The organism is Thalassotalea sp. SU-HH00458, assembly GCF_040362795.1.
GTDB lineage: Bacteria > Pseudomonadota > Gammaproteobacteria > Enterobacterales > Alteromonadaceae > Thalassotalea_H > Thalassotalea_H castellviae.
Window position 1 is genome coordinate 417,458 of sequence record NZ_BAABWW010000001.1, and the last position, 17,419, is coordinate 434,876.

Below are 17,419 nucleotides of genomic sequence, written 5' to 3' on the forward strand. Positions count from 1 at the left end.
ATGGAGCTTAATCGTTGAATACCCCAAAATTTTCCGCTATTGAACAGCAACTAAAGTCAATACAAAAACTCATTCAAACGGCAAAATTCGACGATGCTATTTCATTAGCAAAGCAATTACACCAAGAATCAATTGAAACCACTCATCTCATTGAGTTGTGGTATTTAACGGCCGTTGCTCAGCGCTACAAAAAAGCATTTATCGAGGCCAATAACAGCATTCAAGCATTATTAAAACTCAATGACTCACACGCCAGAGCCTATCAAGAACAAGGTTACAATAACCTTGCCTTAAGAAAAAACTCACAAGCAAAGGTATCATTTGAGCAAGCAGTAAAACTCAACCCAAGCTTAGTGGCCAGTTGGCAAGAATTAATAAACTTGTATCGAGACGACAAGCAATTAGAAGAAGTACAAAACGCTGCCAATCAACTTGCAAAGTTAAAACAATTACCGCCGCCCTTATTAGCCGTTACCGAGCTCATGCATGAAGGAAATTTCCACAAAGCCGACCAAATTTGTCGTCACTTTCTTCAACAAAATAAGCAACATATTGAAGGTATGTGTTTACTCGCGGAAATTGGCATCCAATTAAAAGTATATGATGACGCTGAGTTTTTATTAGCGAGTGCGCTTGAACTCTCTCCTAAACATATTTATGCACGTTCACAATACCTTAACCTACTGATTAAAATTGGAAAATACAAAGTAGCTGAGCAACAGGTTGAAAAACTATTAAAAGAACAACCTAACAATCTTAGTTTTAAAGTCGCTAAAGCCAATATTTTAACGGGTTTAGGAAAAATAGAACAAGCTATCACCTTATTTAAGCAAGCCATTGCTCAAGACAATAATGTCGCTGAGTTTCATTTACAATTAGGTCATGCACTTAAAGCAAAAGGTGATATCTCGAAGGCTATTTCTGCCTATCAAACCGCTTACCAGCTTAAACCAAATTATGGCGATGCCTATTGGAGTTTAGCGAATACCAAAACATATCGTTTTAGCGATGAAGAAATTAACCAAATGCAAACACAACAAGCGCAAAAAGGCTTATCGCTCGTTGATAGTGTGCAACTGCATTTTGCCACAGGTAAGGCATTTGAAGACAGGAAGGAATACCAAAAATCTTTTGAAGCATACCAACAAGGTAATGCATTACAATCAAGCCATAATAATTTTGATATCCATAAAATAGAGCAACAAGTCAATGATCAAATAAAATATTGTACTGCCGAGTTATTTAAAAACCGTGGCAACTTAGGCCTAGATGTACCTGATCCTATTTTTATTGTTGGCTTACCCCGAGCAGGCTCCACTTTGCTTGAACAGATACTCGCATCACATAGTCAAGTCGACGGCACGATGGAACTTCATAATATTTTAGGTTTAGCATCACGACTGCGAGGAAGAAATAGAGCTGACAATCAATATCCTAAAAATTTACACGTAATAAAAGACGATTATTTCCAGCGCTTTGGACAACAGTTTATTGACGAAACAAAGGTATACCGAGAACATGCACCATTTTTTATCGACAAAATGCCGAATAATTTTCTCCATATTGGCCTGATCAAGCTAATTCTACCGAATGCCAAAATAATTGATGCACGCCGCTCACCTATGGCGTGTTGTTTTAGTGGCTTTAAACAACTCTTCGCGGAAGGCCAAGACTTTAGTTATAACCTTGAAGATTTAGGCCGATATTATCAAGCGTACTTAAAATTGATGTCACATTGGGATCAAGTATTACCTAACCAAGTTTTAACCGTTCACCACGAAGATGTCGTTGAGGATTTAGAAACACAAGTACGTAGAATACTGAATTATTGTGGCTTAACGTTTGAACAGTCATGCGTAGATTTTCATAAAACTAAACGAAATATAAAAACTCCAAGCTCTGAACAAGTGCGCCAGCCTATTTATAAAAATGCTACCGAACAATGGCAGCACTTCGAGCAATTTTTAACACCCCTGAAAAAAGCGCTGAAATAAATTTAAAATTCCGTTAGCCACTTATAAAAAACATTTTAAGAAAAGGGATTACACAATGATAAAAGTACTAGTAATTAGCCTAAGTGTTGTAATTAGTGCACTATCATTTTCAGTAGCAGCGACAGATATCAAAGCGCTCAATCCCATTCAATCACTAAAAGTCACCTCTAAATTTTTTAAAAATCCCATAGAATACAATGTTACTTTACCGAAAAGCTATAATGAGCCCAAAACCAAAGATAAAAAGTACTTCGTTATTTTCGATTTACATCCACGCAGCCAGCCTTATTTAAGCGGCTTACATGATTGGTTAAGCCATAATGGTGATTGGCCTTGGCTTGAATCGATTGTTGTAACACCCGCAAGTTATAATGCTGAATTTGCCAAGTTATTTGAACAAATAGCAGCAGATCCAAATAACCATACAATGCTTGATTATTTTGAGAATGACCTGTTACGAACTGTTGATAAAACATATAGAACTAATGGTTTTAGAATCTATAGCGGCTTTATGGGCAACGGCGCATTAGGGTTATTTGCTTTACTTAATCGTCCTACATTATTTAATGCCTATATTATTTCTAGTCCTTCATTAGCGAATGACTTTGGTTTGATAACCTCTCAAGCCAAACTAAAGCTCACCAAAAAAGATGACAACATGCGATTTTTGTATCTCTCAACAGGTGAGCACCAATATGAACAAGCGAACCTGCCTGCTTTTGGGTTATTTGAACAAGCACTTAACACTTCAGCCCCGAGCACACTCGATTGGCAGGTACATCGCAATAATAACAATCATTATATGTCGCAACCTATCATTTCAATGATAAATGGTATTGAAGCACTTTTTAGTGATATTCATAATGATCTTAAAGCAGACTCTGAAATATCGAAAAAAGGTGTCCAAGCGATTATTAAGTATTACGAACGAATATCTGAGAAAAAATATGGTTTTAAAGTATCCGCAGAAGGTTCATTAAAAGCATTAGCGAAGTCAGTAACGGAAAAAGATAGTCAAAAGGGGTTAAACATCTACCAAAAAATAGCCGAATTATACCCTGAATCGGCCTATGCTTTATCGGCGTTAGCAAAAGCATATGCTGATCTTAATGACATTAACAAAGCGATAAAATATCAAACGCTTGCGGTAGATAAGTCAAAATCAATGATTATCTGGCATCAAAAAAAACACCAAAAATATTTAGAACAATACCAAGAAAGCCTAGTCAATCAACTTCAATAGTAGCTTAACATAAACACCGATAACGGATTAATAAGCAGCGTGTATTTACCCTATTGAGGTAAGTAAATAAATAGCGACCTATTTTCAATGACATGAATATTTTCCTCAACGAATAAAACGCCGAGAATGAAAGTTATCGGCGTTTATGATGAGGACCGTATAATAGTTTACAATTAAACTTGATTAACCGATTCAGTTAATCTCTGAAATTGTTAAATTGAAAGGATTGTTCAAGATCAGACTCTTTAACTAAGCGCATAACCGCTTGTAAATCATCACGCTTTTTACCTGTCACTCGTAGTTGTTCACCTTGAATTGACGCTTGCACTTTAAGCTTACTATCTTTGATAATTTTCACCAATTTTTTAGCAACCGGTTGTTCAATGCCTTCTTTAAATGAAATTGTTGCAGAACAATTTCTACCAGAAAATTCAGGCTCACCAACAGTCATTGCTTTAGCATCGACTTGACGTTTTGTTAATTGCGATCTCAACATATCAACTAATTGCTTTACTTGAAAATCCGCTTCAGCTTTCACCACAACATTTGGTTTTTTCCATTCTAAACTAGCTTCAACACCTCTAAAGTCAAAACGGGTACTTAATTCTCTGCTGGCATTTTCAGTTGCATTTCGAACTTCTTCTATATTAATTTCTGACACAATATCCATTGAAGGCATTTTATTCTCGCTTAACTTAACTAATTCACAACGTTTAGAAGGCTATAATACCAAAAAGTATATCTTTGAAAAACTAATAATCCTCATAGCATGTAGTCAAATTCTCATGTTATGATTTGGTAATGAAAACCAGACAACCTCTTATAATTTTACTGCTTATTATCTTCACGATAATGTTACTCACCTTCGCTTCTTTTGATCTCCACGTTATTATTGAGCAAAGCTTACAATTAGACACTATCGGTCATTTTCTAGGTTTTTATTTTTTAACCTGGTTTTTACATAAAAACTTATCACTGCCTTTGTTAAATATCTGTCTTTGCATGATTTTTTATGCTGCCGTAACAGAATTAAGTCAAATGTATTTAGGTTTTAGAAAGGGTGAAATGAGTGACTTTATTGCAGATATTGTCGGCATTTCACTTTATTTGGCGATAGTTTGGCTTAAACGTCCATTACTTAAAAAAGAACCACGATGAATATTGTTATTATTGGCCAAGGTGCTATTGGCTTATTATGGTATTTTAAACTTAGCCAATGCGCGAATAATCACGTAACTCTGCGATGTTCAGGCAATGTCAACAATGTACCAAACAGCATGACATTTACCGATAGCAAACAACAGCAACACCAACAAATATTGGCCCTTGCAAGTGATGAACATTTACAACAAGCTGAGCTGATCATTTATTGTTTAAAAGCTTATGCACTTGAGCAAGCACATCAGCAATATCAGTCATTCTTTAACAAAAATGCCACTCTCATTTTCTCTCATAATGGCCTCCTAAACGTTCAATCATTCGACGTACAACTGAACAGTGACCAAGCGATAGCTGCAATGTTAATGACACATGGTAGTTTAAAAAATGATAATTTTAATATTACTCATACTGGTGAAGGAAAGAGTGATATAGGTTTAATAGCGGGTAATATTCCAGAAAAAAGACGCATCAAATTAGTAGATACATTAGATAAAGCCTTACCGTTAGTGACTTGGCAAAAAGATATCAAAATACAGCAATGGATTAAGCTCGCCATAAATTGCGTGATCAACCCACTAACCGCTATTAATAATTGCAATAATGGTGAAGTAACCAAGATAAAATTTAAGCAAAAAATTGAAGGGATCTTACATGAAGTGGTAATGATTGCGCGCAAGCATACTGTCTCTTTATCGTTAACCGAATTAATCCAAACGGTATTAAATGTCGCAAACAATACGGCATTAAACTGTTCATCAATGCGCAGTGATATCCTTACCAGTAGAAAAACTGAAATCGATCATATTAACGGTTTTATTCATCAGCAAGGCCTGATATATCACATATCAACCCCGCATAACACGGCTCTGTGGCAACAAATAAAAAAGCTAGAAACCGAATATAGCTCCTAGCTTCATTAAATAATGACTGTTAATTGTTGCTAAAAGCGTAACTTAGGGACGATACACTTTCGCGTTTTTAAAGCCATTATCAATTAAATAAAGTGCTTGTAGTTTACTCATCACCCCTTGGTCACAATAGAGTAAATAATCTTTAGATTGATCTAAATCGCCATATTGCGTTGATAATTTATAAAAAGGTAAATGCTTTACTTCTACGCCGTCTAATTCTAACGGGTTCTCGTCTTCTTCTTCCGGACTACGAATATCAAGAACAATGGCATTGTCACCAATATTAGCGACCTCATCAACAGCATGAATTTCTTCTTCCGCAGCATCACCAATATCGCGAATATCAAAGATTCTAGTAGCTTCAACAACTTGATCTAAAATAGAAAAATCAAAGTTTTCTTCTTCTGCTTCAATTTTCGATAAAACAGCTTTTACTGTCGGCTTTTTCGAAATAACACCACAATACTCAGGAATCGTTTTTGAGAAGTCTTCGGTGCCAATTTCACGGGCGATATCGATAATATCTTGTTTATCATATGCCGCCAAAGGACGTAAAATTAAAGTATCGGTGACACGATCAATCACATTTAAATTCGTCAAAGTTTGACTCGATACTTGCCCTAAGGCTTCACCAGTTACCAGTGCTTGGATGCCACGTTTTTCAGCGACCTTTGCCGCAGCACGCATCATCATACGCTTTAACACAACCCCCATTTGACCGTTTTCAATTTTCTCTAAAATTTCGGCAACAACCGGTTCAAAATCAACAGCAAAAAACTTAATGCGATGTGATGCGCCAAATTTATTCCATAAATAATGGCTAACTTCTTTGACGCCAACTTCATGGGCAGAGCCACCAAGGTTGAAAAAACAAAAGTGCGTGCGCGCCCCTTTTTTAATCATTTGAAAACTGGAAACCGCTGAGTCGAAACCACCTGACATTAACGATAAAACATCTTCTTGAGTCGCAATAGGAAAGCCACCTAAACCTTTAAACTTATGAGTCACGATAAAGAGCTCTTGATGTTTAACCTCTAAATTAATTGTCACTTCAGGTTTTTTTAACTTAACCTTTGCGCTCTCTACGGCTTGATTAAGACCACCACCAACATATTGTTCAATTTGTAGTGAACTAAAGTCATGATCGCCATTTCGTTTCGCTCTGACACAAAAAGTTTTATCTGCAATTGTATCGGCATGCACCGTGAGAGTTTTCTCAAAAATATCATGTAAATCAGTAAATTCTGTGCGCTTCACTTCGATAAATTGAGCTACACCAGGAATACATTGCAGTGTTTCAATTAATTGTTCGCGATTTTTTTCATCAAGATTTTTAGTATTAACTTCAATACTGTCCCAGTTAATCTTGGTGGTCACTTGCTCATCAACACGGCGTAAAACGTTTTTAATATTAGACTCTAATATTTTGGTAAAACGCTTACGTACAGGGCGACTTTTTATCGCAATTTCTGCCTGTAACTTCACAATAAACTTCATAAATAATACCGATGTTGAAAACCCAAGAAAATAATTGGCGCGCATTATACCTTATGCCTTAGCGATATGTACAAAATTTGACGCACAAAAAAAGATCTCAACTGAGATCTTTTTAAATAGCTTAAATTTTCAATTACTTACTTAATTATCACTTTTAATCACTGAAAATGGCTCGGTTTCTTTAGGCTTACCTTGATTGATCGATATTTCAACACGACGATTACGACGTCTGTTTAGCGCATTGGTATTTGGCACCAAAGGACGAGAGTCTGCGTGGCCTGCTACTAACATACGCGAATCATCAAATCCCGGCACTTTCACTAACTCGTGAGCTATTGCTACAGCACGTTTGCTCGATAGATCCCAGTTAGAGGTAAATAACTCAGAGCTAATCCCTTGATTATCAGTATGACCTGAGACCATGATTTCACCAGGCACTGTTTTTAATAACTCGCCTATTTCTCTCACAATAGGCTTAAACTTAGGCTGTAAAAATGCTGAGCCAGATGGAAAGGCACCATTTTCACGAATACGAATGATCACCTGTTGACCTAAGGATTCCAGCTCTATCGCGCCATCTTGAATCTGTTGTTCTAATTGTTGTGCAATTTTTTTCGCTAAGTCGTTAACTTGTTCTTCCGAAGCTTGTTCCAGCTCATCTTTTGCTTTTTGCATTGCTTGAGCTGACATTTCATCAGCGGTACTTTGCGATTGACCACCGCGTTCTGTACCTCGTTGCTCTTGACGACCACCGGCAGATGTTTCATCTCCCGCTTGAAATTCTAACATTTGTTGCGTCATTTCAACGGTTTGCTGTTGAATTACTTCTATAGGCGTTGGCTCAGGTTTACCTGGTCTAAATTCTTGCGCGATAATGCTAGTGCCTTTAGGAATATCTTTGACTTCAATTTTGTTTTGCACACCAAAAGCAAACTTCATTGAACCGGCAATCTGCTTAAACTTTAAAACATCCATTTCTGAAAAAGATAAAAGCAGTACAAAAAAGCACATCAGTAACGACATCAAATCAGCAAAAGTACCCATCCACGCTGGCAACCCCGGTGGTGGACATTTACATTCTTGATCAGCCATAAATCCCTCAATTACTCTTCGGTAGTGTCAATTTTACGTTTACCTTCAGCAAGATAATTCTTCAGTAAACCTTCAATGACTCTTGGGTTTTGACCATCTTGAATACCTAACACCGCATCCAAAATAAGTTCTTGGTTAAGCTTTTCTTCGCTTAAACGAATTTTTAATTTATTCGCAATAGGAATGGCAATCACGTTCGCTAAAAATGCACCATATAAAGTTGTTAAAAGTGCAACTGCCATTGCCGGACCAATCGCTTTTGGATCATCCATGTTTGATAACATGGCAACTAAACCTATCAGGGTACCTATCATGCCCATAGCAGGTGCTACATCCGCTAAGGCCATCATCATACCAATACCCGTTTCATGGCGTTCGGTAGTGAGATTAATATCTTTTTGTAATGTGCCACGCACCACATCGGCATCATGACCATCAACAAGCATATCAACCCCTTTTTGCATAAAAGCATTGGTGATTTCAGCTTCTTCAAGAGCTAAAAACCCCCCTTTACGAGCAGCATCCGCCATTTCAACAGATTTCTCAATTAATTCATCAGGTTGTTCAATTTTAAACATGAACGCTTTGCCCATGATTTTACCAATACCGAAAAACTGTCCGAGATTATAGTTAGACAAAACAACAAATAAGGAACCACAGAATACAATCAGAACCGATTGAGTATCCACAAACATGCTGATATCGCCACCTAAAATCATTGCCATGACAATAAAACCAATGGCACCTAATATTCCCAGTAGCGTAGCTAAATCCACATAAGCCTCCAAAATATGTTACTAAATCCTACACCTTTAAATTGATAATACCTCAAGGTTTTAGGATACGCGAATACAAATACTAAATTCAGCTAAACATAAACGACGTAATTAAGTTGAAAAGTGAAGTTGGTATTTTTCTTTGTTATACAGTTATTATCGTCCATATTGTCAATAACTTAACCCCAATTGAAGATTATTTTTTTTATCGAATAAAAATAAGCGCCATTGACCAATTAGACGAGCTAAGGTAACTTGCGCGTTACCTATAAAAATAGTGATATATTTTTCCTAATGGCACGTAAAAAAATTGAAAATTTAAGCTTCGAAGATTCTTTAAATGAGCTTGAAGATATTGTCCAAAGCCTCGAAAAAGGTGAGTTAAGTTTAGAAGACTCGATGACCTTATTTGAACGAGGACTTAGTTTAAGCCAAGTCAGTCAAACCAAACTAAAAGAGGCTGAGCAAAAAGTCCAAATTTTAATGGACAATAAAGGCGTAAGCAAACTCGAAGACTTTAATTATGATGAGAGCTCTCAGTAGTGACTAAGCTAGCGCAGCTTGAATATTTTCAAGAAAGAACGAACCAGTTTTTACTAAAAAAACTAGACAGTTTACCTATTAATGATCCAAAACTGCTTGAAGCGATGCGTTATGGTTTATTAATTGGCGGAAAACGGATGCGTCCATACCTTGCTTATATTACCGGCGAATCCTTATCCGTCAGTGAAAATGACCTTGATGGTATAGCTGGCGCATTAGAATGCATTCATGCTTATTCTTTATTACATGATGATCTTCCTGCGATGGATGACGATGATCTCAGGCGAGGTAAGCCAACATGTCATATTGCTTTTGATGAAGCGACGGCTATTTTAGCTGGCGATAGTTTACAAACTTTAGCATTTGATATTTTAGCGAATCACCCATTCTCCTCAGCGATTGCAAGCAAGCGTATCCATCTGATCCAACAGTTAGTAAAAGCTAGTGGCTATCAAGGTATGTGTGGTGGTCAAGCACTTGACCTTTCGGCAACTAACAAAACTATTTCTTTAGATGAATTAGAAAAACTACACACGCTAAAAACCGGTGCTTTGCTTGAAGCATCAGTATTAATGGCAGCGGAATGTTCTCACCAGATAACCGAACAAGAAAAAGAACAACTCTCAACGTTTGCTAAATTAATCGGGTTAGCTTATCAAGTGCGTGACGATATCATCGATATTACTTCTAGCGAAGAAGTACTCGGTAAACCCGCAGGTTCTGATATAGAAGCGAATAAAAGTACCTACCCTGCACTGCTTGGTTTACAGGGTGCACAGCAAAAAGCTGACAACTTATATCAACAAGCACTACAAGCTTTACATCATTTGCCTTACAATACACAGAATCTATCGGAATTTGCGACTTTTATCATTAGCAGAACTAGCTAAGTTGCTGCCAAGTACAAGTACAGTTGCTGAAAATAATAACTATGACTATAAACCTGAACGACTACCCTTTACTCTCGAAAATCAATTATCCGGCTGATTTACGTCAATTAGATCAAGCCAGCTTACCGCAAGCAAGTGAAGAATTGCGTCGTTATTTATTAAATTCCGTTAGTAATAGTAGTGGTCATTTTGCTTCAGGGCTAGGCACTATAGAACTAACCGTTGCTTTACATTATGTGTATAACACGCCATTTGATCATGTTATTTGGGATGTTGGCCACCAAGCTTATCCTCATAAAATTCTTACGGGACGTCGAGACCAACTGCATAGCATAAGACAAAAAGATGGCTTACATCCTTTTCCTTGGCGCGAAGAAAGCGAATACGACGTTTTAAGTGTCGGTCACTCTAGTACTTCGATTTCTGCGGCGCTTGGCATGGCAGTCGCGGCTGAAAAAGAAGGCAAAAATCGTAAAACAGTTGCGGTTATTGGTGATGGTGCGATGACTGCTGGCATGGCATTTGAAGCATTGAACCATGCCGGCGATATTCATAAAGATATGTTAGTTGTGCTAAACGACAATGAAATGTCGATCTCTGAAAATGTTGGCGCATTAAATAATCATTTAGCAAAAATGCTTTCTGGTAGTTTATATACCGGAATTAGAGAAGGCAGTAAGCGCATACTTAAAAATATTCCGCCAATCAAAGAACTTGCCAGTCGCGCGGAAGAACATTTAAAAGGTATGGTTGTACCAAGCACCTTTTTTGAAGAGTTAGGCTTTAATTATATCGGACCTATTGATGGCCATGATGTTAATGGTTTAGTGGACACCATCAGTAATATGCGTAGCCTAAAAGGTCCACAATTACTGCATATTGCCACCAAAAAAGGTAAAGGCTATCACGCCGCCGAGCAAGACCCTATCAAGTATCATGCTGTACCTAAGTTTAATCCTGATGACACGAGTCTGCCCGCCAGTAAGCCTAGCTTGCCAACCTATTCAAAAATATTTGGTGATTGGTTATGTAAAACGGCAGAGCAAGATGAAAAACTTGTCGCTATCACTCCAGCAATGCGTGAAGGATCAGGCATGGTAGAGTTTAGCCAAAGATTCCCGGAAAAATATTTTGATGTGGCGATAGCAGAGCAGCACGCCGTTACTTTTGCCGCGGGTTTAGCCATTGCAGGACATAACGCAATTGTGGCAATTTATTCTAGCTTTTTACAACGTGGTTACGACCAATTAATTCATGATATCGCCATACAAAATTTACCGGTTTTATTTGCTATAGACAGAGCGGGAATCGTTGGCGCGGATGGCCCAACGCATCAAGGAGCATTTGATCTCAGCTTTATGCGTTGTATCCCCAATATGATGATCATGACACCGGCAAATGAACGTGAATGCCAATTAATGTTAACAACCGGGCATAAAGCACAGGGCCCTGCTGCCGTGCGTTATCCACGTGGTAATGGTACAGGTGAAGCATTACCTGACATAAATGAAACGATTGAAATAGGTAAAGGCCGAGTCATTGTTGAAGGTAAAAATATTGCGATTGTTAATTTTGGTACCACGTTAGCAGAAGCAAGCAAAGCAGCAGAAGCAATCAATGCAACCGTTGTCGATATGCGCTTTGTTAAACCGCTTGATGAAACCTTAATTGATGATTTAGTTAAGAATCACACCTATTTAGTCACGGTAGAAGATAATGCCATTGCAGGTGGTGCTGGCTCTGCTGTGAATGAATACGTATTGAGTCAAGCCCATGCCATTAAAGTATTAAATATTGGTTTACCTGACTCCTTCATCAAGCATGGTACTCAACAAGAGATCCACTTTGAACTTGGCTTAGACAGCACGGGCATCCTTGAAAAAATAAAAGCATTTACCCAGTAAGACATTTGTCATATCGAGTAATGTATGAAGCCTAAATAGTGGTAAATCACACTATTTAGGTACAATGATTTCACCTAACAAATGAGGCATTTTTTATATACATGCATCCAAGAGATAAAGCATAAATAGATTATTTATCTGCCCTGTTAATGATGAATCTCTTGTCATCAATCCAATGATTTTCCTGTTACTCCTGACAAGTGTAAGAATAAAATTCCACATCAGCCCACGCTTATCTATTCCATTACCACATTTTCACTAGACCTAAGCCTAAAATTCACGTTATAAAAGCCACTACAGTAATCATTTGGCTCTATCATATGCGCAAATTATTTGGATTGGTCTTTGTAACATGTTTCGTCAGTAATCTCTGTTTTGCACAAGTTAAAATCAGAGATGCACAGACAATTAATGATCTTCATCAACAAATGAAAAACGGACAACTGACCAGCGTAGCACTGGTACAATTTTACCTTGACCGTATCAATAAAATTGATAAAAACAACGCGACATTAAATGCTGTATCACAATTAAATCAACATGCTTTGCAACAAGCCAAATCGTTAGACGAACAATTTATTAAGCGCGGTTTTGTTGGGCCATTACATGGTATTCCAGTATTATTAAAAGATAATATAGATACCCTAGACAACATGGCTAATACCGCAGGATCACATGCATTAGCTAACAATTTTCCAGAAAATAACGCCTTTTTTGTCACACAATTGATAAAAGCGGGAGCAATAATTTTAGGAAAAACTAACTTAAGTGAATGGGCAAATTTTCGTTCTACGTCCTCTTCAAGCGGATGGAGCGGATTACACGGACAAACTCTCAATCCTTATGATCTAAGCACCTCCCCATGTGGATCAAGCTCGGGCTCAGGCGTTGCAATTGCCGCTAACTTAGCAACGGTTGCGGTTGGAACTGAAACGGATGGTTCAGTCACTTGCCCTTCCGCAATAAATGGCATAGTAGGCATTAAACCAACATTAGGTACGGTAAGTCGAAGCGGCATTATCCCTATTGCCCATAGTCAAGACACTGCAGGTCCAATGGCGCGCACGGTAACTGATGCGGTAATATTACTCAGTGCTATGGTAGCCGAAGATCCACAAGACCCAGAGGCAAACTCTTCTGTCATTGATTACCTTTCTCATTTAAAAACGGATGGATTATCAGGCAAACGAATAGGCGTTGTGAGAAACTTGATGGGGTATCATAAAAAGTTAGATGCGCAATTTGAGCAAGCTATTGAAACCATCAAGGCTCAAGGCGCTATTATCGTCGATAACACAAATTTTGAGAATATGGAGAAGTGGGGCGAAGCAGAATTTACGGTTTTATTATATGAATTTAAAAACGACTTAAATAAGTATTTAGCCAATACCGCCAAAGGGTTACCTAAATCACTGACGGATATAATTAACCACAATCAGCAAAATAAAAGTTTAGCAATGCCTTACTTTGATCAAGAAATTATGATCATGGCCAATGAAAAAGGTCCGTTAACAGATAAAGACTATCTAGAGGCACTAACATCTTCAAAAAAAATGACACAAGAAAATGGCATAGATCTATTACTTAAAACGCACAATTTAGATTTGCTGATAGCTCCAACAACAGGGCCAGCATGGAAAATAGACCATATTAACGGCGATCATTATTTAGGTGCCGCATCGAGTGCAGCAGCAATTTCAGGGTATCCCCATATTACCGTTCCAATGGGCTTTGTACATCACTTGCCCGTTGGCATTTCTTTTATCGGGGGTAAATTGCAAGAGGGTAAATTAATTGAAGCCGCTTTTTCATATGAACAAGCGACACAACATAGAAAACCGCCGAGCTTTATTCCTAAATAAGCTGATGTTATCGCGAATGTAAATAGATAAAAAAACACGAGTAAACTCGTGTTTTTTTGTGAGCTTTTCTGGCTGAACAATTATTCAGAAATATATTCAACCACTTCTAACCCAAAACCTGATAACGAATGATATTTCACTTGAGAGCTCAACAAACGCATTTTCCCTACCCCTAAATTAGAGAGAATTTGTGAGCCAACACCTACATTTCTTGAACCGACGTGTCGTTGTACTTCTTTCACAGTTTCACCAGCATCTAATTTAGCGTACTTAGTTACCGTCGCAATAAGCTCTTCTGGTGATTCATGTTTTCCTAGAAGTACCAATACACCGCCTTCTTGGCCAATTTTTTCTAAGGCATTGCCGATTGGCCATTTTGCAACACTTTCACGTTGACTAAAAAGCAAATCGCGGAAAGTATTTTCTAAATGAACACGAACTAACGTAGGCTTCTCAGGGTTAATTTCACCTTTCGTTAAGGCAAAATGCGCTTGACCGTCGATGGTATCTTTAAAAACTGTTAAGTCGAACTCACCAAAAGCCGTTGGCAGTTTACATTGAGAAATACGTTCGATGGTAGTTTCGTTAGCATTTCTATATTCAATTAAATCAGCAATCGTGCCCATTTTTAAGCCATGCTTTTGAGCAATAACTTCTAGATCAGGACGACGTGCCATAGTGCCGTCTTCATTTAAAATTTCAACAATCACGGCTGCGGCTTCTAACCCTGCTAAACGAGCTAAATCTACACCGGCTTCGGTGTGACCCGCTCGATTTAACACTCCACCATCTTTTGCCATTAAAGGAAAGATATGGCCTGGTTGTACAATGGAATGCTGATTAGCGTCTTTACCGATTGCAGCAAGCACAGTAGTTGCACGATCTGCAGCCGAAATACCCGTAGTAACGCCTTCTGCAGCTTCTATTGAAACCGTAAAGTTAGTAGAAAATTGCGCATCATTTTTATCGACCATTAACGGTAAATTAAGTTTTTTACAGTGCTCAACGGACATCGGCATACAAATTAAGCCACGGCCATGAGTAGCCATAAAATTTATCGCTTCAGGAGTCACTAACTCCGCGGCCATAATAAAATCGCCTTCGTTTTCACGATCTTCATCGTCCATCAAGATAACCATTTTACCTTGTTTGATATCTTCGATGATCTCTTTTGGAGAGTGTAAATTCATGATTTCCTCTTAATTTTTCTTTCTAACCTTTAAGAAAGCCACTTTGTATTAACAAAGCTTCTGTTACGCCAGAAGGCGCTTGTTGGGTATTACTTTTTTTCAATAATAATCGCTCAATATAGCGAGCCATTACGTCAACTTCTATATTCACTTTACTGCCAACTTGATAACTTGGCATAATAGTTTGCTCACTGGTATGCGGTACAATTGTCAGCCTAAATTGGTCTTGCGTTAAACTATTTACCGTTAGACTTACGCCATCAATAGTAATCGAGCCTTTTTCAGCGATATAAGGCGCAATTTCTTCTGACATGCTGAGCCAGTATTCAATACTGTTTCCGTTTTGCTTTATCGAATTGACTATCGCAACGGCATCAACATGACCAGAGACGATATGACCACCAAAACGAGTGGTCGGTAGCATGGCTTTTTCTAAATTAACCTGTTGATTAGCACCGTAATGCGCAAAGCCCGTTCGAGTTAATGTTTCATTAGAAACATCGGCAGTAAAGCTATGTTGATCAAACGCCACCACAGTTAAACAAATGCCGTTTGTCGCAATAGAGTCACCAAGTTTAACGTCACTCATATCCAACGATTGTGTATCAATGGTTATGCGCGCGCCGTCACCACTGATATTAACTTGTTTAATTTTTCCAACCGCTTCAATAATTCCAGTAAACATGTAGTGTCTCTAATAATTGCTAGGTAAATTTTGCGGTGATTTTCAAGTCAGCACCGACTAAAGTAATGTCTGAAAAGGTAAGTGTTTTTGCTTGCGATAACGCTTGCACAAAAGGCATATTTAATAAGCCTTTTCCTTCATGTCCCATCAGCTTGGGAGCTTGATATAACACAAGTTCATCAACCAAGTTTTGTTCAATAAAAGCACCGGCTAAGGTCATGCCTGATTCAATTAATACCTCATTATACTCTTTTTTTGCTAATGTATTTAACAAGGCGGATAAATCAACGTGCTCGTTATTCAACGCTTTTGGCAAGATCACTTCTTCTACAAAATGAGGCCACTGTTGATTATTTTCAATGCTAGTTCTGATTAATAAAATTGGCGAGGCCTCAGAGAAAAAAGCTAAATCAGGCGTTAAACGATTTTTCGTATCGATGACCACGCGTACCGGTTGTCTAACTGCTTGCTCTTTGTAATGTAACCGCGCATCACCTAACTCTGACCATCGAACATTCATTCGAGCATTATCGACTAAAACAGAGTCCGCTCCGGTAATTACGGCACAACTTTGTGCCCTTAATTTTTGTACATCTTGGCGTGCTGATTTGGACGTGATCCATTGACTCTCACCACTCGCCATTGCTGTTTTACCATCAAGACTTGCGGCAAGTTTACAGCGCACATAAGGAAAACCTAAAGTCATTCGGTTAATAAAACCTAAATTTAACGCTTTTGCGTCTTGTTCAAGTAAACCCGAATAAGTTTCAATGCCTGCCTGTTCAAGCAAAGCTAGTCCTCGACCAGAAACATGAGGATTTGGGTCAACCATAGCGGCAATGACTTTACTAACGCCGGCATCAATCAAAGCGTTTGCACAAGGAGGAGTGCGACCAACATGTGAACAAGGCTCTAACGTCACATAAGCCGTTGCACCTTGTGCATTTGTGCCCGCCATTGCTAACGCATGTACTTCAGCGTGTCCTTGCCCCGCTTTTTCATGAAAGCCTTCTCCGACAATTTGACCATGATTAACGATCACACAACCAACTCTCGGATTTGGCGATGTCGTATAAATTCCGCGTTCAGCCAATCGTATAGCTTGTGCCATAAATTGATGATCTGATGGAGTAAATGTATTCTTCATATGGAATATGTTTGCCAAATTAGCGCATTATTTATCGCTGCCGAGTCGGGCAATTTCTTCACCAAACTCTTTCACATCTTCAAATGAGCGATACACAGAAGCAAACCTTACATAGGCGACTTTATCGAGGTCTTTCAATTGCCCCATAATAATATTGCCTAACAGTTCGCTACTAATTTCACGTTCGCCTGTTGCCCGCATTTGCGACTTCACTTTATTGATAGACAATTCAACTTGCTCAACGCTTACAGGTCGTTTTTCTAACGCGCGAACTAAACCACTGCGCATTTTATCTTCATTGAAAGGCTCTCTTGAACCATCTCGTTTAATAATGCGAGGCATCACTAATTCTGCAGATTCAAAGGTTGTAAACCGCTCTTGACAAGCTACACACTCACGACGGCGGCGAATTTGATGTCCGTCAGACACCAGTCGAGAATCGATCACCTTAGTATCGGTAGCCGAGCAAAATGGGCAATACATGAAACGCTCCAAAAATTTTATTACAGCGCAAAAATAACAAT

The 17,419-nt window shown here is 38.3% G+C and carries 16 protein-coding genes; 8 read left to right on the forward strand and 8 right to left on the reverse strand.

Annotation, left to right across the window (positions count from 1 at the left end; genetic code table 11):
• Window positions 1-14 precede the first annotated feature (14 nt).
• Complete coding sequence (locus ABXH06_RS01870; RefSeq protein ID WP_353517082.1) at window positions 15-1,994, forward strand: tetratricopeptide repeat-containing sulfotransferase family protein; 1,980 nt, start codon at window positions 15-17, stop codon at window positions 1,992-1,994.
• 55 nt (window positions 1,995-2,049) lie between these two features.
• Window positions 2,050-3,237: an esterase gene (locus ABXH06_RS01875; RefSeq protein WP_353517083.1), complete on the forward strand. Its 1,188-nt coding sequence runs from the start codon at window positions 2,050-2,052 to the stop codon at window positions 3,235-3,237.
• 196 nt (window positions 3,238-3,433) lie between these two features.
• Here ABXH06_RS01875 and ABXH06_RS01880 read toward each other — a convergent pair whose 3' ends face one another.
• Window positions 3,434-3,916 (reverse strand): YajQ family cyclic di-GMP-binding protein, encoded by a 483-nt coding sequence (locus ABXH06_RS01880; RefSeq protein WP_311578366.1) that lies wholly within the window; start codon window positions 3,914-3,916, stop codon window positions 3,434-3,436.
• A 122-nt stretch (window positions 3,917-4,038) separates the two neighbouring features.
• Here ABXH06_RS01880 and ABXH06_RS01885 point away from each other — a divergent pair, with 122 nt between their 5' ends.
• A complete protein-coding gene (locus ABXH06_RS01885) occupies window positions 4,039-4,395 on the forward strand; it encodes a VanZ family protein (RefSeq protein WP_353517084.1) in 357 nt (118 codons plus the stop codon).
• The gene (locus ABXH06_RS01890) at window positions 4,392-5,309 is read left to right on the forward strand and encodes a ketopantoate reductase family protein (RefSeq protein WP_353517085.1); all 918 of its coding nucleotides are present in this window, start codon (window positions 4,392-4,394) and stop codon (window positions 5,307-5,309) included. Before ABXH06_RS01885 ends, ABXH06_RS01890 begins: the two co-directional genes overlap by 4 nt.
• A 42-nt stretch (window positions 5,310-5,351) precedes the next feature.
• On the opposite strand, the gene thiI is transcribed toward ABXH06_RS01890, so the two are convergent.
• The 3 genes from thiI to pomA form a co-directional block, all read right to left on the reverse strand.
• A complete protein-coding gene (thiI, locus tag ABXH06_RS01895) occupies window positions 5,352-6,806 on the reverse strand; it encodes a tRNA uracil 4-sulfurtransferase ThiI (RefSeq protein ID WP_311578375.1) in 1,455 nt (484 codons plus the stop codon).
• Between the two features lie 141 nt (window positions 6,807-6,947).
• Window positions 6,948-7,898 carry a flagellar motor protein MotB gene (locus ABXH06_RS01900; RefSeq protein ID WP_311578378.1) on the reverse strand — a complete coding sequence of 317 codons (951 nt, stop codon included), beginning with the start codon at window positions 7,896-7,898 and terminating at the stop codon, window positions 6,948-6,950.
• 11 nt (window positions 7,899-7,909) lie between these two features.
• A complete protein-coding gene (gene pomA, locus ABXH06_RS01905; protein WP_311578381.1) occupies window positions 7,910-8,674 on the reverse strand; it encodes a flagellar motor protein PomA in 765 nt (254 codons plus the stop codon).
• Window positions 8,675-8,968: 294 nt separating this feature from the next.
• Here pomA and ABXH06_RS01910 point away from each other — a divergent pair, with 294 nt between their 5' ends.
• The 4 genes from ABXH06_RS01910 (at window position 8,969) to ABXH06_RS01925 (ending at window position 13,873) form a co-directional block, all read left to right on the forward strand.
• Complete coding sequence (locus ABXH06_RS01910) at window positions 8,969-9,217, forward strand: exodeoxyribonuclease VII small subunit (protein ID WP_311578384.1); 249 nt, start codon at window positions 8,969-8,971, stop codon at window positions 9,215-9,217.
• Window positions 9,217-10,107: a (2E,6E)-farnesyl diphosphate synthase gene (gene ispA, locus ABXH06_RS01915; protein WP_311578387.1), complete on the forward strand. Its 891-nt coding sequence runs from the start codon at window positions 9,217-9,219 to the stop codon at window positions 10,105-10,107. The genes ABXH06_RS01910 and ispA overlap by 1 nt, the downstream gene beginning before the upstream one ends.
• Window positions 10,108-10,148: 41 nt before the next feature.
• Complete coding sequence (gene dxs / locus ABXH06_RS01920) at window positions 10,149-12,011, forward strand: 1-deoxy-D-xylulose-5-phosphate synthase (protein WP_353517086.1); 1,863 nt, start codon at window positions 10,149-10,151, stop codon at window positions 12,009-12,011.
• A gap of 320 nt (window positions 12,012-12,331) precedes the next feature.
• A complete protein-coding gene (locus ABXH06_RS01925) occupies window positions 12,332-13,873 on the forward strand; it encodes an amidase (RefSeq protein WP_353517087.1) in 1,542 nt (513 codons plus the stop codon).
• Window positions 13,874-13,953: 80 nt separating this feature from the next.
• On the opposite strand, the gene ribBA is transcribed toward ABXH06_RS01925, so the two are convergent.
• From ribBA to nrdR, 4 genes are read right to left on the reverse strand one after another with little or no spacing between them, the layout of a single operon-like run.
• On the reverse strand, window positions 13,954-15,063 hold the full coding sequence (gene ribBA, locus ABXH06_RS01930) for a bifunctional 3,4-dihydroxy-2-butanone-4-phosphate synthase/GTP cyclohydrolase II (RefSeq protein ID WP_353517088.1): 1,110 nt from the start codon (window positions 15,061-15,063) through the stop codon (window positions 13,954-13,956).
• Between the two features lie 22 nt (window positions 15,064-15,085).
• The gene (locus ABXH06_RS01935) at window positions 15,086-15,748 is read right to left on the reverse strand and encodes a riboflavin synthase (RefSeq protein WP_353517089.1); all 663 of its coding nucleotides are present in this window, start codon (window positions 15,746-15,748) and stop codon (window positions 15,086-15,088) included.
• Window positions 15,749-15,767: 19 nt separating this feature from the next.
• Complete coding sequence (ribD, locus tag ABXH06_RS01940; RefSeq protein WP_353517090.1) at window positions 15,768-16,895, reverse strand: bifunctional diaminohydroxyphosphoribosylaminopyrimidine deaminase/5-amino-6-(5-phosphoribosylamino)uracil reductase RibD; 1,128 nt, start codon at window positions 16,893-16,895, stop codon at window positions 15,768-15,770.
• A 27-nt stretch (window positions 16,896-16,922) separates the two neighbouring features.
• The gene (nrdR, locus tag ABXH06_RS01945) at window positions 16,923-17,378 is read right to left on the reverse strand and encodes a transcriptional regulator NrdR (RefSeq protein WP_311578404.1); all 456 of its coding nucleotides are present in this window, start codon (window positions 17,376-17,378) and stop codon (window positions 16,923-16,925) included.
• Window positions 17,379-17,419: the final 41 nt, after the last annotated feature.